Source organism: Subsaximicrobium wynnwilliamsii (assembly GCF_007997225.1).
GTDB classification, from domain to species: Bacteria; Bacteroidota; Bacteroidia; order Flavobacteriales; family Flavobacteriaceae; genus Psychroserpens; species Psychroserpens wynnwilliamsii.
This window is the reverse complement of record NZ_VORM01000004.1, coordinates 49,913-74,742: the sequence shown is the minus strand read 5'-3', so window position 1 is coordinate 74,742 and position 24,830 is coordinate 49,913. Positions and strand designations below refer to the sequence as shown.

The following is a 24,830-nucleotide window of genomic DNA, read 5'->3' as shown; positions in this document are numbered from 1 at the left end:
AACTTGAAATTTTGCTAGGGCGGGTCTTTCGATGTATTGTTCAGTTTGAACGGGCTTTTCTGAAGGCTATTTAGTAACATGAATTCTTCCTTTCAATTTAGTATATTCGCAGCTGTTTTTCATTTGAAACATTTAATCATGACGTATTTCAAAAACAGCATTTTACTAGGACTATTGGCTGTTGCTTGTTCCTTTTCAATTTCTGCTCAAGAAGCCAAACCAGACAATCAACATCTTTTTGATGATTTTAGTTATAGAAAGGGCAATGTCTACCGAACTGCCTCCGGAAAACCGGGTCCAGAATACTGGCAGAATGCGGCCGATTATGATCTGGAAGTCACATTAGACGATAAAACGCATAGTGTCACTGGTAGGGTAACCATAAAATACACCAATAACAGCCCTGAAACTTTGGACTTTATCTGGCTTTATTTGGAACAGAACCGATTTACACAAAACTCTCGTGGCACATTGACCACACCAATTCGAGGCAATCGTTACAATGGTGATGTGGAAGGTGGTTTTGAATTGGCAAATGTTTCGGCTCAGACAAAAACGGGCACTTCCTCCAAATATTTAATCACAGATACGCGCATGCAGATTTTCCTGGATCAGCCCTTAGAAGCGAAAGGTGGGGAAGTTACCCTAAAAATGGACTTTGACTTCAAAGTGCCTGTTGAAGGGATGGATCGCATGGGAAGGTTGGATACGAAAGAGGGGACAATCTACGCCATTGCCCAATGGTATCCGCGCGTGGCAGTCTTTGATGATGTTGTGGGTTGGAATACGGAGCCCTATTTGGGTGCAGGAGAGTTTTATTGTGAATATGGCAATTTTGATGTGAAAATCACGGCTTCCGCAAATCAAACCGTAGTTTGCTCCGGAGTCTTGCAAAATCCAAAAGAAGTATTGACCAATACCCAACAAAAGCGTTTTGCAGAAGCAGAAAAGAGCGATGCAACCATTTACATCATCAAACCTGATGAGGTTGGAACGCCTATTTCACAAGCCAAAACCAGAGGCACACAAACTTGGCACTTTAAAATGGAAAACACGCGTGATGTGGCTTGGGCTGCCTCGAGCGCTTTTATTTGGGATGCCGCCCGTATGGATCTTGGCAATGGAAAAACAGGATTGGCGCAATCTGTATATCCTATAGAAAGTGACGGGAATAGCGCTTGGTCACGCTCAACGGAGTATACCAAGGAATCGGTGGAATTTTACTCGGAGACCTTTTTTCCTTATCCGTATCACAACGCGATAAATGTGGCGGCAAACGTTGGTGGGATGGAATATCCCGGAGTGAGTTTTTGCAGTTTTGAAAGCACGAACGCAGACCTCTGGGGCGTGACCGATCACGAGTTTGGTCACAATTGGTTCCCGATGATTGTTGGCAGCAATGAACGCCGCTACCCCTGGATGGACGAGGGCTTTACCACCTTTATAAACCATTACAGCAGCAAAGCCTTTAACAATGGCGAATACCCCAGCGCAACTGGTAGCCCACGCAATCTGGTTAGATATCTTACTTACGATCAACGCGAAGGCATTGACACGTCTCCTGATGTGGCGAATGCACGCAATTTGGGCTACACCGCTTATTATAAACCAGCGGCCGGCCTTTACATGCTAAGGGAATACATTCTTGGTGCTGAGCGCTTTGACAATGCCTTTAAAAGTTATATCAATTATTGGGCGTACAAGCATCCACAGCCCAACGATTTTTTCAATCACATGGAAAATGTTGCTGGTGAGAATCTGTCTTACTTTTGGAAAGGTTGGTTTTATGGCAACGGTAATATTGATTTGGGCATTGCTTCTGTGGAAGCGTATCAAGACAATTATCTGTTGACCATTGAAAATAGCGGACAAATCCCAATGCCTGTGGAGCTGTTGGTTATTTACACCGACGCTACCACGGAAAATGTGTCACTTCCGGTAGAAATTTGGCAACGTGGCAATAGTTGGAGTCACCTTTTTAAAACTGATAAAACGATACAGCGCGTTGTTTTGGATCCTAACAAGCTGTTGGCAGATATCAATATTTTGAATGATTCCTGGAATAAACCATAAGGTTCCCAATCTTATCTAGGCATAGACAGTCCCTGAACTCTAAACATTGAACATTGAACTTTGAACATTGAACATTGAACTTTGAACAGTGCAGCCCAAACTCAGTTTTTGTGTTTAGCAAGATCGCTGCTGCCCAGATTGAGGTCCTCATCCAAAAGCCGCTCTTGCAGGGCAATTTCCTGCCTAGCCTTAAAAATATAATCTTTCCTGTTATTTGCGCTTGCTGCCAACCTGCTAAAACTCTCATTGTCCAATCTAATGAACTTTTGAGCTTGCTCCTCGGTGGCTGTTTGATCAAAGCCCATGAAATAGAGAACGTCACTTGCCAATCTTACAGAGGTTTCAAATGATTCTCTATAAATATTTTCGATACCCATATTGAAGAATTCATAGGCGTCATAACGGTTTTTGGCTCTTACCATTAATTTTAATTTGGGGTACTTTTCTTTTAATTTTCTCATCAAACTTAAGTTGACGTCTGGATCGTCTATGGCTGAAATTAGAAAATCAGCATCGGCAATACCAGCAGATTCCAACAGGTCAATTCTTGAAACATCTCCATAATAGACTTCAAATCCCATTTTCCTTAAATAATCCACCCGATTTGAATTAGAATCGATAACGGTGGTTTGAACGCCGTGTGCACGCAGAAACCGTCCCACGGTGCTGCCAAAGTGACCAAAGCCCAATAAAAGTACCTTATGTTGTTTTTCTATTTGATCCATAGGTCGTTTTTCCGATTCCTTGGTGCCTACTCTTGGTAACACAAGACGCTCATTGAGAATCCATATAATGGGCGTGAGCGTCATGGTGAGTGCAGTTACCACCAATAGAATATCCAGTTGCTCGCGTGTGAAAATATTCAGCTGAAACGCGAAAGAAAGCACTACAAAGGCAAATTCGCCAATTTGCGCCAATCCAACTGTCAATAAAAGGCGTTGGTCAATCTTCAGTTTAAAAATCCAGCCAACAACAAACAAGACGAATGCTTTTAGCGCAATCACACCCAATACCAAACTCGTGATTAACAGCGGTTGCTCTCCAATCACGATAAAATTAATGGAGGCACCCACGGCCATGAAGAAAAGCCCCAGCAGCAAACCCTTTATAGGGTCAAGTGTGCTTTCGAGCTCGTGTTTAAATTCGCTGGTGGCCAAAACCACGCCACCAAGGAATGCGCCCAACGCCGGACTCAAGCCCACCAATTCCATCAAATAGGAAATGGCGACCACAATCAATAAGGCTGAAGCCACCAAAAGCTCTCTAACCCCTGAGCGGGCGACCAATCTCAACACAGGTACAATCACATACCTTCCTGCCAAAACGATGAGCACAATGGAAGTGAAAATGCCCACAGCTTGCAGGGGCAAAGGCAGATTGTTAAGTAAATTGACGTGGGTTGTACCAGTGCCTTCTTCGGGAAGTGTTGCCGAAACATTGGATAGCAAGGGAAGCACACCCAACATGACAATCACAATAATATCCTGAAACAATAGAATGGAAAAAGACGAAGCGCCGTAGATGGTGTTCATCAAGCCTTTTTCCTTATTGGTCTGTAAGGTAATAGCTGTGGAGGATAGGGCGACCGCCATGGCTATGGTAAGGGCGATGTTCCAATCCAACCCAAAAGCGTAACACACCAAATACGTGAGTAGAATGGTGCCAAATACCTGCGACATGCCTAAGCCTAAAATGGTTTTTCGCATTTTCCAAAAGCTCCTCGGTTCTATTTCCAAGCCAATCAAAAAGAGCATCATGACGACGCCAAACTCCGCGAATTCCATGATGTCCTCGCCTTCGTGGCCTACAAAACCAAGAATATAAGGGCCTATAAGCATACCGCCGAATAAATAGCCTATTACTGAACTTAAGCCTAATTTCTTGGCGAGAGGCACACAAATAACCGCACCTGCGAGAAATACTATAGCCTGTAAAAGAAAACTCCCACTCATCTGTTTTTTTTTATAAAATTACTGCTTTCAAAATTGATTGTCAGTTAAATTACCAAAAGCTACCCATTGTTTCATTCTGGCGACCTGTTTAATACATCCCACGATAAGAAACGGATATGCGATTTTAGAATAGGCAATATGAAATTAGCGACAATGGTTCAGTAAAGCACTGGCATTTACTCAAAGATCGTTACTCAAAGGTCATTTGCGGTTAGCAGCATTATTGCAAGCTAATGCTTCCTTACTTACTTACAACCAAACTGTTTTTAATTCATTAACTTTGTGACTTATAGTTCAAAATCATTTACCCATGAAACATATTTTTCTATTTATAGCATTTGCAATGAGCTGCACTTCTGTAAATGCGCAAGATCCAGAGACCATCACAGTGTTAAACGCGACAGATTTTCAAAAAGCCATACAGCAAAAAAATATAAAATTAGTTGATGTGCGCACTGCTGAAGAATATAAAGTAGGCGCCATAGATGATGCCGTTAATATTGATTTTTTACAACCTGAGACTTTTGAAAACCAATTTGAAAAGCTTGACAGAAAGACAGCCGTTTTTATTTATTGTCGTTCTGGCAACCGAAGCGGAAAAGCGGCACTGAAACTAAAAGCTATGGGTTTTGAAGCGATTTACGATCTTGAGGGAGGCTTTATGAATTGGGCCAATAAAGATCTTGATTGAATTTTAGCACAAATTATTAAAACATAAAGAAACCGCATCAATGTTATAATTGATGCGGTTTTTTAGTTAAGCAATTCTTGTTGCCAGCTTGATATCTGGGTCAGTTTAAAAACGCTTCATTCAGAGGGGTTTCCTAAGTTTCGTTTGATACTGGTCTTGTTTTTTGAATGTTTAAAAATGCTACCGCAACTTGGTAAGCTTGGAAACAGGATATTTGAAATAGACGTATTCAACGCGATAAGATGCGATTTGGATCTCGGTTCACGGCTCTTTGCGTAACAAGCACTGCCAATTCAACTTAGCGGTCTTGGTTCTTTTTTGACTTCATTCTTCCACAACCATAGCAACCTTTTTGATGCGTTGTGCATTTAGGGTTGCCAAAACCAGCATGCCTAACAGGAACAGCATGAGTCCGTAAAAAGGCACGCCGTAGTCAATGAGCATACCAATAATAAGTGGTCCCAAGGCGGTGCTCAATACCATGAACATTGTGAATAGGCTTCTAATGGTGCCCAGTTTTTCCACACCGTACACTTCGGCGAGCACCGCAGTTTTGACTGTGCCTGCAATACCGGTGGTCACTCCTGCGAATAATAAGAACAAAAGTGCGCCAATAATGCCTTCCATAAAAGCAAAAGGAAGCAAGCCAAGTGCCATGGGAATCAAATAAAAGCGAAACAGTTTTCGGGCACTGAATTTATCGACCCAGAGTCCGCCAAAAATGGACATCACAAAACGGGTAAGCGCATAGGCCGTAAAAAAAGTGGCATAGAGTGGTGCAGACCAGCCCTTGTCTTGCACAAACACGTATTGGTAGAAAAATACAGCGGTCGCGGTAAAACTGAGCGTGAAACTGGAAGGCATTATGATGAGGAATCGCTTATCCTTGATTACGGCTTTGAGATTACTGAACAATACCCTAAAGGAATGCTTTTGAGCTATTGAAGCTTTATTGTCAAAATGGCTGGTGTCTATAAAATACAAGCGAATCAAATACAAAATAATTACCACAGAGCTTACTCGTGCTGCAATCTCATAACCGTAAAGCGCGATCAAGGTAGTTATGCCTATGGGGAAAATAGCCTCGCCCATGGCATAGCCCAAGGAAGCAATACTCAAGGCTTTCCCGCGATCGCGTTGATAGTGACGGGACATGACGGTTAAACTGATATGGCTTAGCAAGCCTTGTCCGCAAAGACGCAGCCCTATGAGTGAAATAATGAGAAGTGCAATGTGATAATGTGAAAAACCCAATAAAAAGGTGGAGCAGGCGAGTCCCAATAGCGTAAACGCCGTTACTTTTTTAACCGATTTATGATCTATGGTGTGCCCTACGGAAAGTAGGATGACCGAGGAAATAATTGTGGCAATGGCATAAACACCTCCAAAAGAACCTTCGGTCAATGCGAATTTTTCAATGATTTTGGGTACATAGAGCGAAATGAGAAAGGTTTGACCGAAACTGGATAGAAAAGTCAAGACCCAACCAAAACTTACATCGCTGGCATTCGATTTCAGAAAATGGAACAGTTGTTTCAAAAAATGAGAATTTATAATGGAAAAAGCTGCAAGGTGTGAAAATTAACTGGTTTAGCCATGATTATAGTGGTTGGTCTCAAATAGGGTTCAGGGAACGTGTTTTTATAATCTCGCTTTTCTAGAATTAATATGAAGCTAAAAATTGTTGCCTCTCTTGAAGCTTCGGCAGCACGAATCGGTCTGAAGTGCGAATATTGAAACAAATCTGTGCGTTCTTCAACTATAAATTCATTAGTGTGATTAAAAGTTGATTAACCCTCTTGAGGCATGGCTTTAAAAGATAGTCAAATGAACACCCTGTTTTTTTTAAACTAATTTTATCGAGGGGATAGGGCGTTTTTACTACAAATTTAGCTGCTTGTCATTTAGTTTACAAGCATCCCGTAAGCTTAGGGATTGTTCTTTGAGCTCACAGTCCTGTAGATCGGGGCGGTCTTGATTCTATTTCGGACAACACTAATATAAATCCAGTTTAGATACCATCCATGTCAAAAATAATTAATACCGGTTTTTCCAAGCTTAAACGTTGAAGGCTTTAAAGTTGAGGTTGCGATTCTTTTAAACAACATTAACAATCTCAAGTTCGCAATTGGCAAAGTATTAGCAGTTGGCACAAATTTGTTATTTAAATTTGCAGGTTTGTGAGCTTAAGAAGAGGCGACCCAGGCTTGTGATTTGATAGCATCAGCTTTGAATACTCATGACGTTTTGAGGCGATTTAATTACTCACATCTTAAAGGATTATTTTAAAAAACCTTAAGTTTGAACTGTGGTTCAAAAGTTTCCGAATGATGGGCTGTTGCCAAGGCATAAATTATAACAAAAACCGCTTGGTAAAGGAATTAATTTCGGCTTCCAAGTAAATAAATGCACCAATTATCTACCCTTATGAAATATGTAATACTACTTTTAATAGGTTGTTATCTAGGCATAACGAATGTTTCCGCTCAAATTTTAGAACCTGTTAAGTGGACCACCTCTATTGAAAAAGTTTCAGAAACGGAGTATGATCTTATCGCCACTTCCAAAATTGATGCAGGTTGGCATTTATATTCCCAAAATGTGCCAGAGGGTGGCCCCATCCCAACAACTTTCACTTTTGAAACCAATGCCGATTTTGAATTGCTAGGTAAGGTTGTGGAAGAAGAAGGACGCACCATTAACGATCCTGTCTTCAACATGCGAATCAAGTTTTTTGAGAACAGTGCACAATTTAGACAGCGCATCAAAGTATTGAACGAAGAATTGTCTATCGTAAAAGGTGAAGTTGAATTTATGGTATGTGATGACACGCGTTGTCTTCCGCCAACATACATCGATTTGAATTTTAATTTGGACGGCAGCAATAGCAACCTTACATCTTCAGAAAATGCTTCGGAAGGCAACAGCGCTGTCGATTTTCAAAATCCGGAAAAAAGTGAAGCAGCCGCTCAATCTGAAAAGGCTACAGTTGCAAATGAAACTAAAGCTGAAGGAGAAGTTCAGGAAGGGCTTTGGACTATTTTTATTTTAGGGCTTGGTGCAGGGTTGATTGCACTGTTTACGCCATGTGTGTTTCCATTGATTCCAATGACGGTTAGTTTTTTTACCAAACAAAGTAAAAACAAGGCTCAGGGTATAAAAAATGCATTCATTTATGGGCTTTGCATCATAGTGATCTATGTGATTCTCGGTACAGGTGTCGTGGCCATCTTTGGGGCGAGTGCCATCAATGAATTCTCCACCAGTGTGACGTTTAACCTGCTGTTTTTTATCATTCTCGTGATTTTTGCGGTCTCCTTTTTAGGAGCTTTTGAGATCATGTTGCCCAATTCCTGGGCCAATAAAATAGATAGTAAGGCAGATAAAGGGGGTTTCACAGGTATCTTTTTTATGGCTTTGGCCTTGGCCATTGTGTCGTTCTCATGCACGGGGCCTTTTGTGGGCAATATCATCGTGCTTTCGGCCACCAAAGGCGGATTGGCACCAATGATTGGGATGCTAGGCTTTTCAATAGCATTGGCACTTCCATTTGGTTTGTTTGCGGCGTTCCCAGGTTGGTTGAATTCACTGCCAAAATCTGGAGGTTGGTTAAATACCGTTAAGGTGGTGCTCGGGTTCTTGGAATTGGCATTTGCCTTTAAATTCCTTTCCCAGGCCGATTTGGTACTGCAACTGCATTTCTTAGAACGTGAAGTTTTTATTGCGATATGGATTGCGATTTTTGGAGCGCTCGCGTTTTATCTCTTCGGAAAAATCAAATTGCCACATGATTCGCCACTCACACATATCTCGGTAGGGCGATTGAGCTTAGGGCTCTTGGTTTTGAGTTTTACCATTTACATGATTCCCGGACTTTGGGGTGCACCGCTAAATTTGATAAGTGCCTTCCCACCGCCATTGGATTATGCTGAATCGCCTTATGGTGTTGGTAATTCTAAAACCTCAGGAAGTTTTATTTCAAATGATAACAAAGAACTTCCGGAAGGTGCACATCTCTTGGCGCCGCATCAAATCTTGGCCTTTAACGATTACGACAAAGGTATGGCTTATGCGAAAAAAGTGAATAAGCCAGTAATGTTGGATTTCACTGGGTGGGCCTGTGTGAATTGCAGAAAAATGGAGCAGAATGTTTGGCCCGAAGACCAAGTGCTCAACGTCTTGAAAAATGATGTCATCTTAATTTCATTGTATGTGGATGATAAGCGTAAACTGCCAGAAAATGAAGTCGTGGCGTCTAAGTTGAGACCTGGCAAACAACTCAAATACATTGGTCAGAAATGGAGCGAGTTCCAAGCCATCAAATTCAAGACCAACACCCAGCCGTATTATGCCTTGCTGGATACCGATGGTAAAGTGCTTAACAAACCCGTAGGCTACACGCCAGATGTGGAGGAGTATTTAACATGGATGCAAGAGGGGGTAGAGGCGTTTGAGGAATGAGTGTGACATGTTGCAATACGTGGTTGGCGTTAGTTTGACCTATCACTAAATAAGTGAATGTAGATAATTGGCTGCATTTATTAATCCGTTTTTCCTCAAATTATCTACAGTTAATTTGAGTCTTCCTTTTGACCACTGCTGCTGTGTTTTTCAAACTAATGCTTCCGATGACTTACAGTGTAAAGAATTTTGAGATAACTCAATACATTCAGCGCAAGAGTAGCTATAAACGCAAAGCCTTCCGCAGAAAATCCCAAGGGGACTAAAGTTTATATCTTAGCTAATGCTTACATTTACATTAAGCTTAAAAAATTTGCAGGATGAAACAAGTACTTCTATTATGCGCGTTGATTGCGATTATGTGTTCTTGCGAGCAACCGAGGGCCTTGAGCTCTACAAATCCTGTAAATTGGGAAAAGCGCATGGTCAAGACTGCCTTGCCAGATTCGTTGGAAACAGGTAGTACTTTTCTCTCTATCTATTCACAGATTCATGTACGCAATGAGAATGAGTTTTCCACTTTAACGGCTACCGTGAGTTTGCACAATCCCAATCGTATAGGAGATTTATTCATTGATGCGGCGGTGTATTATGACACAAAGGGCGCCCCTATTCGTACCTATTTTGAGAAGACCATCCGCATAAAACCCATGGAAACCGTTCAAATCATCATAGATGATAAGGATGATACAGGCGGTACTGGTGCTAATTTTGTGTTCGACTGGCAAAAATTGCCAAAGCAAAATGCACCTATTTTTGAAGCCATCATGATCTCCACTTACGGGCAGCAAGGCATCTCCTTTGTTACGGTAGGTAAGGAGTTGAAATGAACTGAATTTATTGATCGTAATTATTCCAAATCCAAACCTGCTGAAAGCCTTAGCAATTTATCACTCATGGTTAGCAACCAATTCATCTGCTCCCAAATTAAATGGGCTTCTTGATGCTGTTGCAAATGTGGTAAATTGGCAAAAGCTTCTTTCTTGATCCGTTCTGAAGCAATCTCGATGGATGAATCGAATGTTGGAGTAGCTGGTACTTCCGAAGATAATTCCCTTGGCTCTTTATTGAGGTCTAAATTTTTAAGAATTGTATCTAAATTATTTAAAATGACTTCTGCAACTTCAGAGAATTCTGCAGAGGCTTCGGTGGTTTTGTGGTGTTGTAAATAGGTGCTCAAGGATGCCAAAGACGATAGGAAGTTGTGGTTGAGCACTACCAATTCATAATATTGGTTTAGGGATTTCTGTTTAGATTCGGGTTCCTGCGCCATACGTTGAAATGCAGCACTCAAGTTGGAGGTTTGCACAAAGGCTTCTTTGCGGGATACTTTAAATGCGGTCGGGATTTGTCCTTTTTGCTTATAAAATTCGCTGATGTTCTTAAAAAATTCACGATTGGCTTTGAGGCTGTTTTTGATATTGTCCCCAATGTCCATAAATCCCCAAGCTGGCCAAAGCCATAACATCGCCAAAAAGGACAAGGTAGCGCCAATAAGCGTGTCAATGATTCTATACTGAATCACATTTAATACATCTGGTCTTATAATGGCATAAATGAATATCACACTTAGCGTGATAAACGTTGCTGATGCCTTGTAATTTTTTTGCAGCATTGAGAAGGCGATCACTAAGGAGCTAATTCCCAAAACGCCATAAACGTAAGGGTTTTGGACTACGAATACCAGCCCTGTGGCAATGGCGCCTCCAATAAGCGTACCTAATATGCGGTCTTTGGAGCGCGTTTTTGTGAGTCCGTAACTGGGCCGCATGATCACGATGATGGTCAATAAAATCCAATAGGGATTTTGGAAATCAAAATACTTACCTATGCCATAACCAATCATCATGGTGGCGGCCAATCGCAGGCAGTGCTTGAAAATGGTGGACTTGAAGCTAAAATTTCTAAGTAGTAACTTGGGATCGTAATCTTGAGACACTATAAATCGTCGTAAACTGTCACGGGTTATAAATTCGGTAGTGCTCAAATCGGGATCGCTAAGCAACCATTTGATGCGCTTGATACGCTCAAACTGTTGTTCTTGATAGGCCAATAAATTGCGCATCATGAGATAGCCATCATAATCTGAAGGGTTGAGCTCTTTTTTATAATGCTTGATTTGAGTTTCAGCTTCCAGGAAAAGTGAAACGATATTTGTGTGTTCTGGTAATTTTTTTGGGTTTTTTTTATGCCGTGAGATTTCGGTAAGTTGTATGGCCAATTCAAAGATCAAACTTTGAAATTTCTTAATGTACTCTGGATGTTTGGTTAAAAGGGCATCCATTTTGACATAATTCACGGGATTGGCAATCGCAGTTTCCAGAAGCTCGACCAATTGCACAAAAATGAGCAGTTGTTTACCTTCGTAATTTGATTTTCCTGAGTTTATTCTTGTGGCCATCAAAATATCGCGCATGGTGGCATGTTTTTCAATGAGCTCATTTTGCAGGGTTAATAGTTCGGTTAGTAAATCCTTCCTATTCTCTTGCGGGCCAATGAGTTTTCCTCGAATCACCAAAAAATTGGCTGTGCGCTCAAATATTTCAGCTAAAACCTCTTCGGTTTGCGCTCTAGGGTTCAAATGATACCAAATTACAGATAAGAGTAAGTACCAGAGTCCGCCAAGGCCTATGAGTAAGGAGTATTCATAAATTTCCAATTCTTGGACTTGATGCGCAAAACTCAAAACCAAGGCCAATAATCCTGAAAAACTTATGAGTGATGCCCTAAATCCATACACCGAGATATAGGCGATGCCAAAGGTGAGCAGTCCTAAAACTACAATTAGAAAGTAGGAGAGCAGGTGTAGATAGCCTGCAATAAAACTAACCAGCATTACCAAGGCAGCAGAATATAAAATGCCAATGGTTTTATGCTTCAAACTACCGTGAACATCACTTGGAGAGCACCAAAACGCACCAAAGCAAACGGCAAGCCCAATCTCAAAACGATCAAAACTCAGGCCTAAGACAATGGGCACGCTTATCGCTATGCCAATGAGGATGGCCTTAGAAAAGTTCGTGCTTTTAAAGAAATTCACTAATTCTTTGAATGCGTTTTTGAGCATTTTGTGGTGTTGGTTAAGGCGCTAATCGTAAAGCACAAAGATACTAATGGACGCTTGTTTTTTATGAGCCTTTAAGTCTAAAATATCAAATTTTGTCTAACTGCTACGCTGTTGAGTTTATAATTGGCTAGCAATAGTGCAATTGTATTGAGGTTTAGAGAAGTTTATAAGACTTAGCAACAATATAAGGCTAATATCAATAAATGGGGTGGCTCTGATCAAAGTCGGTTCCTTTTTTAAAACGCCATACAGACTAAGTAATACTAATACTTACAAAAAGCAACACCATGAGAATGCAATCCTGGTTTCTCACGAGCCTGATATTCATTGCAGCGCTGCATGTAAAAAATTGGAAGACTTCATGATTGGAGGTTCTGGTAAATTGTCGATTTTTCAAAATGTAAAAATGCTGTGCTACGCCACAAAGACCTATATAATTCCATGTCATATTAAGTAAACTTATGAACGCGAAGCTGTCAACGAAGGTCTATGGAAGATTGCCAGACAAATAAACCTTATGGGTAGCCATGGCATTGGCAAGGGCCGTTTAAAACGAGTGGCTGCGGCAAGTGAAGCCGCAACGCTCTAGCTGCTAACCGAGCGTGTTTATAAAGCGCAGCATGGCAAAGCGAATCCCAACCTAGATCATTTAGGCAAATTAAAGATGCAAGCGGTTGAAATCTTAGTCTGTGGGCAAGTTTTGATAAATACAAGATTAATCCCCAGGCCGAAATAAACTGTTACATTTACTTAGTCTGATCTGCACTTGTAGCGATAGCAAGCTATCAAATGGAAGGATAAGTCCCCAGGATTTCAAATCATGGTGTATAAATATATGGATTAAGACTAGTTTTTCAACTTGAGTTCGTTATATTATGAACTAAAGATGAGTTAAAAATAGAAGGATGTCTAAATTGGAAGAAAAGCAAGAACTAATAGAAAGCATAGGTATTCAAATGGAACAGCGTTTAAACGTTTCGCCGCTTGCCGCGAGAATTTATGCATTGTTGGCACTATCCAGTTATGAAGGATTGAGTTTTGATACCATTCGCAATAGCATTGGTTCCAGTAAAAGTTCGACCTCTGTAAACCTCAATGTCTTGATCCAGCTGAAATATGTAGAATACCGTACAAAATCTGGTGATAGAAAACGTTATTTTAGGGTAGCTAAATATTTTCAAATAAGTGCTTTAGAGCAGCAAAGTCAAACTTTGGCAACCGATATCAAAATGGTGGAAAAAATAAACGACTTCAACAAAAACCATTATCCTGAAAAATTTGACAATGAACAGTCACTGGGCCAGCTAACTATTGATTATTTGTTAAAAATGCAGAGTTTGGTCAAAAACACCATTGATCAACTTAAAAAATTATCTTGATTTGGGGGTTGTATTGTCTTTAGAAGCGGTTGAAATTTTAATTGAAAATGGCTTTAGTTTAATCAAGCTTTGATTCTTTAAATTTAATTTAAAATCCAGATATTTTGAGCTGTCTCAATTATGATGTCTCTATGGGACATTGAATTAATTAATATTTGTTGATCACCAATAGTTTACACCTCTGGACAGTATGCCATTAGGCAAATCGCGTGGGTAACCCAATAGAACCCCACAAAGTCCAGACTGCTAGGGCAGGCAGAATGAAGAGTATCCAGCATGACTATTAAATTGCAAAAAAAAATGGAGAGGAAGAACGATCAAACGTTCTTCCTCTCCAATGTTTTTATATTGGCATCAAATTGATCCTAGATCATTTCAGGTCTTTTTAAATCTCGCGATTGCTATCCCAAGCTTCTAAATGATCTTTGACTGCTTTAACAAACTGTCCGCCAAGTGCGCCATTTACGACTCTATGGTCGTAAGAGTGCGACAAAAACATTCTATAGCGAATACCAATAAAATCGCCCTCTGGCGTCTCAACTACAGCAGGCACTTTGCGTATGGCGCCCAAGGCCAAAATACCCACTTGTGGCTGGTTGATGATAGGCGTGCCCATGATGCTGCCAAAGGTGCCCACATTGGTTACGGTATAAGTTCCTCCTTGAATATCGTCTGGTTTTAATTTGTTTTCTCTTGCGCGACGGGCAAGATCATTGACTTTTTTGGTCATGCCCACCAAATTGAGCTGGTCGGCATCTTTGATCACAGGAACAATGAGGTTGCCATCTGGCAGCGCAGCCGCCATGCCAAGGTTAATATGTTTTTTCTTAATGATTTTATTGTCCTGTAAAGAAATATTCATCATTGGGAAATCTCTCAAGGCTTTTGCTATGGCTTCCATAAAGATGGGTGTAAAGGTCAAATTCTCGCCTTCGCGTTTTGCAAAACTATCCTTTACTTTTTTACGCCAGTTCCAGATTTTGGTCACATCGGCTTCGATAAAACTTTGCACGTGTGCAGCCGTTTGGGCCGATTCTACCATGTGATGCGCAATGAGTTTACCCATTCTGCTCATTTCTATGATCTCATCTTCGCCAGAAGCCACTATTGGAGCTGGTTTTTTAGGCTCTGCAGCCGATTTTTGTTCTGCCGCCTTTGGATCTGCAGCTTTGGCCGGTGGTGCTTGTGCCGATTCGCTGGCGTTTTGTGCGGACTTCGACCCTCTATGGGCAACGTAGTCTAAAATGTCATTTTTAGTGACACGATCGTCTTTTCCTGTTCCAGAAATGGTATCCAGTTCAGATTGGGGAATGCCTTCTTTCTTAGCAATATTCTTAACCAGAGGTGAGTAAAAACGCGCTTCGGTACTGCTTACAGCTTCGGTTTGAGCCTTGGCAGCAGTAACAGTATTTGAAACTTCAGCAACATGAGAAGTTGCTTCTTCCTTGGTTTCATTAGAAGTAGATTCAGATTCAACTTCAGTTTCAGTTTCAGTTTCGGTTTCGTTGTCTTCGCCTTCAGTTTCAATAATGGCAATCACTTCGCCCACTTGAACCACATCATCCACTTCAAAACGTTTTTCAATTAAAACGCCATCTACCTCACTCGGGACTTCGCTATCTACCTTATCTGTGGCAATTTCAAATACCGCTTCATCTGCTTCGATTTTGTCTCCTACATTTTTCAACCAAGAGGTTACTGTCGCTTCCGCAACACTTTCACCCATTTTAGGGAGTTTTAATTCAAACTTTGCCATATCTGTAATTTAATGCCTTTATTTGTTTTGAGATTGCAAAATTAATGAAAAAACACATATTTTATTGTGTTTTCACTAAGTATTTGCTAGTGGAATGTTATGACTTCCCCTTGGTATTTGGAGCTGTCACTTCCGAGGATAAAGTTAGAGTTTTTTGGTAGAATTTTGAATCTGGCACTGCAATTTTTAGGTTTATGGTCTATAATTTCTATAATCCGCTTAAAACTGAGATCGTTATTGTTCAAAATAAATTCACTGTCATCCAAATAGCTTTCAAGCGATTTTCGAACTTCTAAAGCTTGACCTAACCGATTTTGGAGGGCTTCATTTTTTTCTTCGGAAATAAAAAACCTTTGTTTCGGCACTGATTTATGGACGATTTCGGGTTTTTGCATCACGCTTGCCAGCCGAATCCCAATCCAGACCATGATATTGAAAATGGGATTTGCCTTGAAATGCTTTTTGTAGAAAATTTGCATGGCACCATAAAAACGTTTGGCGTAAACCTTGTCTTTTAGAGTGCTTTCGCCTTTGTAATGAATAACCGTTGTCTTGCCAAAATAACTGTTTTGGTAGCCTTGTTTCAGGGTTTTATAAGAGAGATCAATATCATCGCCATACATAAAATACGCCTCGTCAAAACCGCCAACTTCATTGTAAACCGCTCTTTTGAGTAACATAAAGGCGCCTACTAAGATTTCTATTTCTCCAACCCCATCTGCATCCAACTCTGGAACGTAGTAGGCGGCTGTGAAACCCAACATTTTTTTTACTGAAACCCAAGGTGTTGGAACGTGGCGTTTGCTCTCTGACAGGAATTGCCCTTGCCCGTCAATGAGTTTACAGCCCAAAATACCAAGCTTGTTTTGAGTTTCAGCAAAATGGAGTAAGCTTGTAAAAGTGTCTTCTGCCACAACCGTATCAGGATTGAGTATGCATAGGTATTCGCCCTTTGCAATAGCAACACCTTGGTTGTTGCCTTTTGAAAAGCCCAAATTTTCTTTGTTTTCTAAAAGTTTTACCTTCGGAAACAATTGTTTGACCATGGCACAGCTATCATCGGCTGAATGATTATCAACCACAATAATTTCTGAATCAATTGCAACCAAAGCGGCCTCTACACTTTTAAGACAAAGCTCTAAAAAGTAGCGTACATTATAGTTGAGTATGACGACGGAAAGTTTCAAATGCAGCTCAAGATTTTAGGGAGGCTTCAAACGGAATACGGTTTATGATACTTCTGCCCAGGGTAACTTCATCGGTATATTCCAATTCATTACCTACTGAAATACCTCGTGCAATGGTTGAGGTTTTGACCTTGAACTCTTGGATTTGTTTGTAGATGTAAAAATTGGTGGTGTCGCCTTCCATGGTCGAGCCAAGAGCGAAAATGAGCTCAGTGATTTTGCCCGATTTTACTTTTTTAACCAGCGGCTGGATGTTGAGATCGTTGGGGCCAATGCCATCCATCGGTGATATTTTACCGCCAAGCACGTGATAGAGTCCTCGAAATGAACTGGTGTTCTCAATCGCCATGACGTCCCTAATATCTTCAACCACACATACAATGTCTTCGAGCCTATTTGGATTGGCACAGATTTCACAAAGGTCGTTATCGCTTATATTGTTGCAGTTTTTACACAGTTTGATATCGTTGCGCATGTTGCTGAGCGCTTTTGACAAGTCTGAGGTTTGTTCCTTTGGTTGTCGCAGCAAGTGCAGCATCAATCGCAAGGCGGTACGTTTTCCTATTCCGGGAAGTTGGGACATTTCGTTGACCGCGTTTTCCAATAATTTTGAAGAAAATTCCATAACTGCGAATTTAGTGAAATTTATGGCTTTTGAAAGGTGCTGCCATCCTTCCGAAGAAAAAAACTGCCATCTTTTTGAGATGACAGTTTGTGTTAAATACTGTTTTAATTAGCGCTTAATTGACCATGATTTTTTTAGTGACTTCGCCTTTGTTGGTGTTGACCTTTAAAAAATAAAGCCCAGAGGCAAAGTTTGAAACATCAATTTGGAGTCCGTTTTTGATGTTATCATTTTTATCGTAGAACATGATTTTTCCTTGGGTGTCATAAATTCTTATGGTCACTTCTTCGTTTTGGTCCCATTTTAAATTGATGTCATTAGAGCTGGGATTAGGATAGACGTTCAAGTTTTTCAGCTTAAAATCGGAAACATTCAAAGTGGTATCGTATAAATTTGAAGCCCAAAGTCCGCGACCATACGTACCCACATAAATTTTATCTGTGGCATAATTGATTTCCAATTCACTAATCATCACATTGGGGAGACCGTTGCTGAAGGGTTGCCACTCGCTCATGGTCTGGTCTATGTAAAACACACCGTAATTCATGCCGAGATAAAGGCCGTCTTTCCCGTTATCTTGCCATACCAGCGCTTGGGCGCTAAAATTGGGAAGGTTGATTTTGTAAGAGGTCCAAGAGCTGCCACCATTTATGGAGACAAAGACATTTTGATTGCTGGTGGTGGCAATGGCGACTTTATTGGGGTCTGTTGGGTGAATGGCAATTGCATTGATGTTGCCGCTAAAACCATTTAGTTGTGTCCAGTTTCCGGTGGTGCCAACATTTGTGTTTTTATATAATTTGTTCCCTCTGGCGGCGTATTGAAAATTGCCATTTGTAGGTGCGATTTTGAGGTGGTTCAAGTTTCCGCCGAAACTTTGGGAGACTGACGTCCAGGTATCTCCACCATTTACCGACTTATAGACCTGATCATAACCTGTATAAATGGTATTTGGCTGAATGGGATCTTGCTCAAAAGGCGTAACCCAATTGCCCGATTTGTTTTCGGGAGCGTCCAGTGAAAAAATGTTGTTTCCGCCATCGATGGATTTGTAAAGTGCACCATATTGAACGGTTCCGTACAGGGTGTTGCTTAAGGTTTTATCGACAAAAGATTCCATACCATCAGCACCAAGCCAATCGCTCCAAATCCCATTTGCACCCAATACCGAGCTGCCATTGTCTTGTGAGCCAGCAGTAACAATGACCGGATTGGTTTGGCTCACACCAATCTTGTAAAATTGGCGAATTCCCAATCCTGTGGTAAGATCGGTATAATAGGAGCTGCTTACGCTTGTAGGGTCTTGAGCCACGTATATGCCACCGTCACTGAGCACATAAAGTTGATCGCCCACAAATTCTAGCATATCCACATCGGCATGGCAATAGCCAATATTCTCAAATGCAGCGCCTTGAGGTGTCCATTGGGAACTGATGTTGAATGTGGTACCACCATCGGTTGAGCGCCAAGTGTTGATGCCTGCGAGGTGCACGTCGTCGCTGTTGCTGGGATGCACAGCAATATCCATATCCCGAGGTGCTTGGCCAAAAGTGGCATCTGCTAAATCTTCCGGGTCTGAGCTATACCCAAAATAATTTTTACCCGAGTGGCCGAGTCTTGTGAAGCTGCTACCGCTGTTGGTTGATTTGTGCAGGCCGCCAAAAACGTTATCCACTGCTTCCACTACATAAACGAGTTCAGGATTAGCAGGGGTGACCGCGATCATTTTTGGTCCACCGCCAAAGCTATTTGTTGCCGATTCAAATCCATCTACAAAAACGATGCTTCCTAAGTCATTTCCCACCATGATATCGTCTATGGTTAAGCCGCGACCGTAATTTGAAGTGCCTTCAAAAGCGATATAATACGTGGCGCTGGGGTTGGGGAGGTTTAGGTTGATGTCATTCCACGAAGCAGATTCTGTGGTGTAATTTGCCAACTCTATCCAATCGCCCGAGGCAGTTGTCTTGTACAGTATTTTAAGGGCATCTATATCTCCGGCCCAGCTTACATTGGTAAACGAGAACTTTAATTGCGGATTCGTAATGCCCGATACATCCAGGGCAGGCGTTACCAATTGTGTAATGGGCATCGAAAAATTATCGATACTGAAAATTGCCATAGAATTACCCGTTCTTGGGACTACGGAATTGTTTTGATTAAAAGCCGATGTCGTCCAATTGGTGTTTCCGCTAAGGTAGTTTTGGGACCACACATCCAGTCCGTTAGGGACTTCAAAAGTGTCGCCACCATTGGTGGATATAAAAAAGGCGTTTCCAGAAGCATAAACAACATTGGGATCTCCCGGTTTCAACTCCACATCGTAGCCATTGGTGGCTGCACTGTTGATTGAAGTCCATGTATTGCCCGCGTCAACCGATTTATAAATGCCACCAAACTCTACGCTGCAGTACATTTTATTGGTATTGGATGGGTCAATGAGAATCTTATTCACATTGCCAATGCCGGTTTGTGCCAAGATGTTCCATGTTGCGCCAGCATCTTCAGATTTAAAAATAACGCCTCCTGTGGAGCCCCAAAAATAAGTATTGGTGTTAGTGGGATCAATAGCAAGCGCATAGACACTTAGGTTGGAAAGATTATCGGTCAACACCGCCCAGGTGCCTCCGCCATCCAAGCTTTTCCAAACACCGCCGGTATTTGCGCCTACGATGATGTGATTGGGATTATCACTGGCTGCAGCAAAGGAGGTGATTCGGCCTACACCAGGATTCCAGCCACTGGTTTGGTTGATCGAGAGCGGGCCTAACTGCTCCCAAGTGCCAACCGTGGTTCTTGCTTGAATATTGGCATTGTTGAGGTAACTGTTGTAATCTTCCAACTCCTTAACATAAAACTCTGGGGATTTTAGCATTCCATTTTCGTCCATGCGTCTCAAGGCTTGGTATTCCCAACGCTTGTAAGGTTTGTAGCCTTTACCTCTTTCTCTGCCAACTTGGTCGAAATGAGCTTGGGCTGCTATTTGAATCTCCTGAACGCTAAAGCTGCCAGCAGCAATCATACGTTTGTAGTCCTGAGCATGGCAAAGCACTGAAAGCAAAGCGGCTAAGATTGGAATGTAAATTTTTTTCATATTAGTTCGGGGTTTTATGGGTTGGTTTTAGCAAAAATACTACATTTCGAGGTATTTAATATTAAAACGGTTTTCATGTCCAGCACGCTCATAATCCTGCTCATTGCGTCTTATTTTGCAGTCCTTATATTAATCTCTTTACTCACTGGAAGAAAATCCACCAATGATACGTTCTTTAAGGCTAACCGGCAATCGCCTTGGTTTGTGGTTGCATTTGGGATGATTGGGGCTTCACTTTCTGGTGTCACGTTTATTTCTGTTCCAGGTTGGGTAGAAGCCTCCAAGTTTAGTTATATGCAAGTGGTTTTGGGCTATATTATTGGCTATTTTGTGATTGGCACCGTCTTGTTGCCTTTGTATTACCGTTTGAATCTAACCTCAATTTATACCTACCTTGAAGGTCGCTTTGGTGCTTATTCTTATAAAACCGGCGCCTCCTTCTTTTTAATTTCTAGAGTAGTAGGTGCAAGTTTTAGACTGTATTTGGTGGCTAATGTACTACAAATAATATTGTTTGACGACTTGGGGGTTTCCTTTTGGCAAACCGTAACGATTACGGTCATGTTGATTTGGTTATACACGTTCAAATCGGGCATAAAAACCATTGTTTGGACCGACACGCTGCAAACACTATTTATGCTGGTAGCAGTGGGCGTTGCCATTTATTTTGTAAGTGATGAACTCGGGCTTAGTGGTGGTGGCATTTTAGGCTACGTGATGGACAGCGATCTTTCCCAGGTCTTTTTCTTTGACGACTACAAGTCTAGTGATTACTTTTGGAAACAGTTCATTTCTGGGGCTTTCATTGCCATTGTAATGACAGGTTTGGATCAAGACATGATGCAAAAAAACCTGACTTGTCGCTCGTTGAAGGATGCCCAAAAGAACATGTTTTGGTTTACCATCGTTTTAACGATCACCAATTTTGTGTTCTTGAGTTTGGGACTTTTGTTGACGGTTTATGCGCAACAGAACGGTATTGATGCGCAAAAAGATGATTTGTTCCCGCTGTTGGCTAAGAATCATTTCGGGATAGGGGTGTTTGTTTTCTTTTTACTGGGACTTATCGCGGCAGCATATAGCAGTGCAGATAGTGCGCTTACTGCGCTCACAACCTCCTTCAGTATCGATATTATGGAGATAGAGAAAAATAATTCCGAAGCAAAACAAGTGCGTTTACGCAAACGCATTCACATTGCCTTTTCTTTTGTGCTCATTTTTGTGATTGTAGCCTTTAAATATGTGATCAAAGATGAAAGTGTGATCGCCAAACTTTTTGTGTTTGCCGGCTACACCTACGGGCCGTTGTTGGGATTGTATGCGTTTGGCTTATTCACCAAATGGAATGTAAAGGATAAATTGGTGCCATTTATAGCCATTGCTTCTCCAATACTTTCTTACATTATAAGTTTCTACAGTCAAAAATGGCTTGGATTTGAATTCGGATTCTTCATTTTGATCCTCAACGGACTTGTGACCTTTTTAGGACTAATATTGGTTCGTAGACAACATGACTAAAGTGCAGGCCTCTTGAAAGGGGATATGTGCTTGTTGCAACAAATTCTGAAATTCTGGATTCTCTGTTCCAGGATTGAAAATAACACGTTCCGGCCTTAGTGAAATGATATAGTCATAATAGCTCTTTTGACGCTCAGGGTTGAGGTAAAGTGTTACTGTATGCACATCTTTATAGGCATGTAGGTTGGTGTCAATGTCAATGCCAGCGACCGTACCTTCCCTAAGACCAAAAGCGACCACCTCATTTTTGTAGCTTACAAGTCGGTTAATGGCAATATTAGAATAGCGTTGCGGTTTTAATGATGCGCCAATGACCAGGGTTTTTTTACTCATGGGTTTGAAATTTAGGTTACTGAAATTATTACAAAGTAAGATATACATTTGTAATGTGCCAAACTAATTATAGCCAGTCATGGCGTGTTAAAACCCTGTTAAGCCTCCTAAATTGCGCAACAATAAGACAAATAAATGGTCTATGCTTTAGAAAATGGTCAAGAGGTTCACAAAAATCTTGATTTTTTGATGGCCGCTCAAATTATGATGGTTAGTATAGTATGGTGGACATCAAAGCATAAACCCAAGGTTTTATGGACCTTGGGTTTTTATTAGTAGTGTAACCCAAATGTTAAATTATGAGTTAAAATTTAATTCTGACATAATAAAACTGAAGTTTTCGCGTCTTTATAGTGTATTCTATTATGAAGCCTTAATTTAAAAGGATACAGTTTCATAATTTAATTTGTGTTAGTTAGATTGTTTAATAGCTAAAAAAAATCCGATACTTAAATGTATTGGGTTTTTTTAATTCATATATTCTCGCTTTACTGGAGAAATTTGCTTATACAAATTATGTACTTATACTTGAGAATCTTTATTCTGTTATTAATAATCACCGCAATTGCGTTTTTCGCAAAATGGCAGTTAGGTAAAATTCCATTTTTTAAATCTCGTAGAAAATCATTATATGTCACTTCTGGATTAATTGGTATTATGGCAATTATTGTTTTTGCTGTAGGTTGGACCTATTTCATAACCCGAATGCCTCAAGAAAAATTCAACGAAACTATTTGGGTTAACGATATACAAGAACGCAATAAAATGATAAAGGATTTACTGGAATCGGATTATTTGATAGGTCAAAAATCAAGTCACATCAAAGCTGTGTTCGGCAAGCCTGAAGCTGTTAACCATGAGGAAGGTGTTTTAACCTATACGCTGATAGGTCACACCGCGTTGGATTGGAAAATTATTAGCTTGAAATTATTCATGAAGGATAGCATAGTAAAGAAATTTACCTATGATACTAGAATTGCCCACTAAAAACAATAACGGTGTTACAATAGGAGAAATGTTAATTTCATGACCCAGCCAACGCTATTCATGTAGATAATATCGAAGAATTTGACTCTTTAAGAAAACAGCTCTTTAAGCGATTTAAAAATGTCAAGAAAAGTACAAGCAAGAAAGATTCTTTATAATAATTTGTTTTCTCGTACTTGTTTTTTTCAATATGTTAAAAATTCTTAACTCTAACACCTTTCGGCGCTTTTTCATGACGATCTACGCAGCATATTGAACTCTTATTCAGACCTTAAGTGAAATTGAATTAAAACTCAAAAAGCCGTGATGTGACATCACGGATTTTTTGATTTGTTTCTATGTTTACTTCTGAAAGCATCGCGACGCCCCTGTTTTTGATTTCGAACGATGCCAATTTGATGATGAGATCCCTTTTCTCAAAAGGCGTACGTTACCACTTAATAATCACACTCCCCCAAGTAAATCCACTCCCAAAAGCAGCGAGTACCACCGTATCACCTTCCTTGATTTTGCCTGCCTCCCAAGCTTCAGTTAAAGCAATAGGAATAGAGGCTGCGGTGGTATTTCCATATTTCTGAATATTATTGAACACCTGATCGTCACTTAATTTAAATTTCTTCTGAATAAATTGTGAAATCCTCAAATTAGCTTGATGCGGGATCAACATGTCAATGGCATCAACGCCTAAATTATTTTTCTGTAGGCCTTCCATAATCACCTCGCTAAAACGAACCACTGCATTTTTAAATACAAATTGTCCGTTCATATGTGGAAAATAACTTTCGTCATTAGGGTCATTGTCCTCAAGGATATCGGTTACCCAACGGGTTCCCATACCAGGAGCCTTAACAACCAATTCTTCAGCATGTTCTCCCTGTGAATGTAAATGTGTGGATAAAATACCTTTGTTATTGTCTTCTTCCCTTGATAATACTGCGGCACCTGCACCATCACCAAAAATCACTGAAACGCCTCTGCCACGAGTCGTCTTGTCCAAACCGTGGGAGTGGAGTTCGCTTCCAATCACCAGCACATTTTTGTACATACCAGTTTTAATGAAATTATCTGCTACTGAAATGGCATACACAAATCCAGAACATTGGTTTCTCACATCAAGCGCACCAACTGTTTTAATGTCCAAGGCATGTTGCACTTGCACACCTGGACCAGGAAAATACATATCTGGACTCAGGGTCGCAAACACAATGAAATCAATATCATCCTTGTCGATACCCGCGCGCTCAATGGCGATTTTTGCAGCTTTCACGCCCATGGTCGCAGTGGTGTCACCAGAGCCTTCAACTGCCCAACGACGCTCCTTGATGCCGGTGCGTTCTTGAATCCACGCATCGTTGGTGTCCATCATCTCAGACAGCGCTTCATTGGTAACCACATTATCGGGCACATAATGCCCCAAACCTATTATTTTGGAATTGTACATCTAAAAATTATTTGTTTTTTTCCGCGCTGGCGGGAGTCTTGTTGTTTATTTTATTCTTTTAAGTCCGATTTTACCGAAAGTAAATCATCACGCGAAAATGCGTCACGCAATTTAACCAATTCCACCAAACAATATTTTAAACCTTTGGCTATTCGTTATGCATGCATAGGAAAGCCCTGGGAATTGAAATTGAAGTTGAAATTGAAGTCGACCTGCGAGGTTTCAAAAACCTTGTAGGTCTGAATGTAATTGAAAAATGTCGTGTC

General features: G+C 40.8%; 16 protein-coding genes. 7 read left to right on the top strand and 9 right to left on the bottom strand.

Annotation, left to right across the window (positions count from 1 at the left end):
• The first annotated feature begins 138 nt into the window (after positions 1 to 138).
• Entirely contained in the window at positions 139 to 2,073 is a 1,935-nt protein-coding gene (locus ESY88_RS04630) for a M1 family metallopeptidase (protein WP_147085477.1), read from the top strand.
• 101 nt (positions 2,074 to 2,174) lie between these two features.
• Here the strand turns inward: ESY88_RS04630 and ESY88_RS04625 are convergent, their stop codons facing one another.
• Positions 2,175 to 4,025, bottom strand: a complete 1,851-nt coding sequence (locus tag ESY88_RS04625) for a monovalent cation:proton antiporter-2 (CPA2) family protein (RefSeq protein ID WP_147085476.1) — start codon at positions 4,023 to 4,025, stop codon at positions 2,175 to 2,177.
• 310 nt (positions 4,026 to 4,335) lie between these two features.
• Between ESY88_RS04625 and ESY88_RS04620 the strand changes: the two genes are divergently transcribed.
• Entirely contained in the window at positions 4,336 to 4,716 is a 381-nt protein-coding gene (locus ESY88_RS04620) for a rhodanese-like domain-containing protein (protein ID WP_223270720.1), read from the top strand.
• A gap of 324 nt (positions 4,717 to 5,040) precedes the next feature.
• Here the strand turns inward: ESY88_RS04620 and ESY88_RS04615 are convergent, their stop codons facing one another.
• The gene (locus tag ESY88_RS04615; protein ID WP_147085475.1) at positions 5,041 to 6,255 is read right to left on the bottom strand and encodes an MFS transporter; all 1,215 of its coding nucleotides are present in this window, start codon (positions 6,253 to 6,255) and stop codon (positions 5,041 to 5,043) included.
• 888 nt (positions 6,256 to 7,143) lie between these two features.
• Between ESY88_RS04615 and ESY88_RS04610 the strand changes: the two genes are divergently transcribed.
• Together ESY88_RS04610 and ESY88_RS04605 are read left to right on the top strand one after the other, a co-directional pair.
• Entirely contained in the window at positions 7,144 to 9,177 is a 2,034-nt protein-coding gene (locus ESY88_RS04610; RefSeq protein ID WP_147085474.1) for a protein-disulfide reductase DsbD family protein, read from the top strand.
• 320 nt (positions 9,178 to 9,497) lie between these two features.
• A complete protein-coding gene (locus tag ESY88_RS04605) occupies positions 9,498 to 10,007 on the top strand; it encodes a DUF3124 domain-containing protein (protein ID WP_147085473.1) in 510 nt (169 codons plus the stop codon).
• Between the two features lie 20 nt (positions 10,008 to 10,027).
• On the opposite strand, the gene ESY88_RS04600 is transcribed toward ESY88_RS04605, so the two are convergent.
• A complete protein-coding gene (locus ESY88_RS04600) occupies positions 10,028 to 12,244 on the bottom strand; it encodes an FUSC family protein (RefSeq protein ID WP_147085472.1) in 2,217 nt (738 codons plus the stop codon).
• Between the two features lie 905 nt (positions 12,245 to 13,149).
• On the opposite strand from ESY88_RS04600, the gene ESY88_RS04595 reads away from it, so the two are divergent.
• The gene (locus tag ESY88_RS04595; RefSeq protein WP_147085471.1) at positions 13,150 to 13,623 is read left to right on the top strand and encodes a MarR family transcriptional regulator; all 474 of its coding nucleotides are present in this window, start codon (positions 13,150 to 13,152) and stop codon (positions 13,621 to 13,623) included.
• Positions 13,624 to 14,008: 385 nt separating this feature from the next.
• Here the strand turns inward: ESY88_RS04595 and ESY88_RS04590 are convergent, their stop codons facing one another.
• From ESY88_RS04590 to ESY88_RS04575, 4 genes are all read right to left on the bottom strand, one after another.
• Positions 14,009 to 15,379, bottom strand: coding sequence for a dihydrolipoamide acetyltransferase family protein (locus ESY88_RS04590; protein ID WP_147085470.1), 1,371 nt, complete (start codon positions 15,377 to 15,379; stop codon positions 14,009 to 14,011).
• 86 nt (positions 15,380 to 15,465) lie between these two features.
• Positions 15,466 to 16,566 (bottom strand): glycosyltransferase family 2 protein, encoded by a 1,101-nt coding sequence (locus ESY88_RS04585; protein ID WP_147085469.1) that lies wholly within the window; start codon positions 16,564 to 16,566, stop codon positions 15,466 to 15,468.
• A gap of 7 nt (positions 16,567 to 16,573) precedes the next feature.
• Entirely contained in the window at positions 16,574 to 17,191 is a 618-nt protein-coding gene (gene recR, locus ESY88_RS04580; protein ID WP_147085468.1) for a recombination mediator RecR, read from the bottom strand.
• Between the two features lie 115 nt (positions 17,192 to 17,306).
• Complete coding sequence (locus ESY88_RS04575; RefSeq protein ID WP_147085467.1) at positions 17,307 to 20,285, bottom strand: T9SS type A sorting domain-containing protein; 2,979 nt, start codon at positions 20,283 to 20,285, stop codon at positions 17,307 to 17,309.
• Positions 20,286 to 20,360: 75 nt separating this feature from the next.
• Here ESY88_RS04575 and ESY88_RS04570 point away from each other — a divergent pair, with 75 nt between their 5' ends.
• Entirely contained in the window at positions 20,361 to 21,803 is a 1,443-nt protein-coding gene (locus tag ESY88_RS04570) for a sodium:solute symporter (protein ID WP_147085466.1), read from the top strand.
• Here ESY88_RS04570 and ESY88_RS04565 read toward each other — a convergent pair.
• On the bottom strand, positions 21,774 to 22,136 hold the full coding sequence (locus tag ESY88_RS04565; RefSeq protein WP_147085465.1) for a CoA-binding protein: 363 nt from the start codon (positions 22,134 to 22,136) through the stop codon (positions 21,774 to 21,776). The two genes, ESY88_RS04570 and ESY88_RS04565, sit on opposite strands and share 30 nt — an antisense overlap.
• Positions 22,137 to 22,793: 657 nt before the next feature.
• Here ESY88_RS04565 and ESY88_RS04560 point away from each other — a divergent pair.
• Positions 22,794 to 23,123, top strand: a complete 330-nt coding sequence (locus ESY88_RS04560; RefSeq protein ID WP_147085464.1) for a hypothetical protein — start codon at positions 22,794 to 22,796, stop codon at positions 23,121 to 23,123.
• 430 nt (positions 23,124 to 23,553) lie between these two features.
• On the opposite strand, the gene ESY88_RS04555 is transcribed toward ESY88_RS04560, so the two are convergent.
• Positions 23,554 to 24,564, bottom strand: coding sequence for a 3-oxoacyl-ACP synthase III family protein (locus ESY88_RS04555; RefSeq protein ID WP_147085463.1), 1,011 nt, complete (start codon positions 24,562 to 24,564; stop codon positions 23,554 to 23,556).
• Between the last annotated feature and the right edge of the window lie 266 nt (positions 24,565 to 24,830).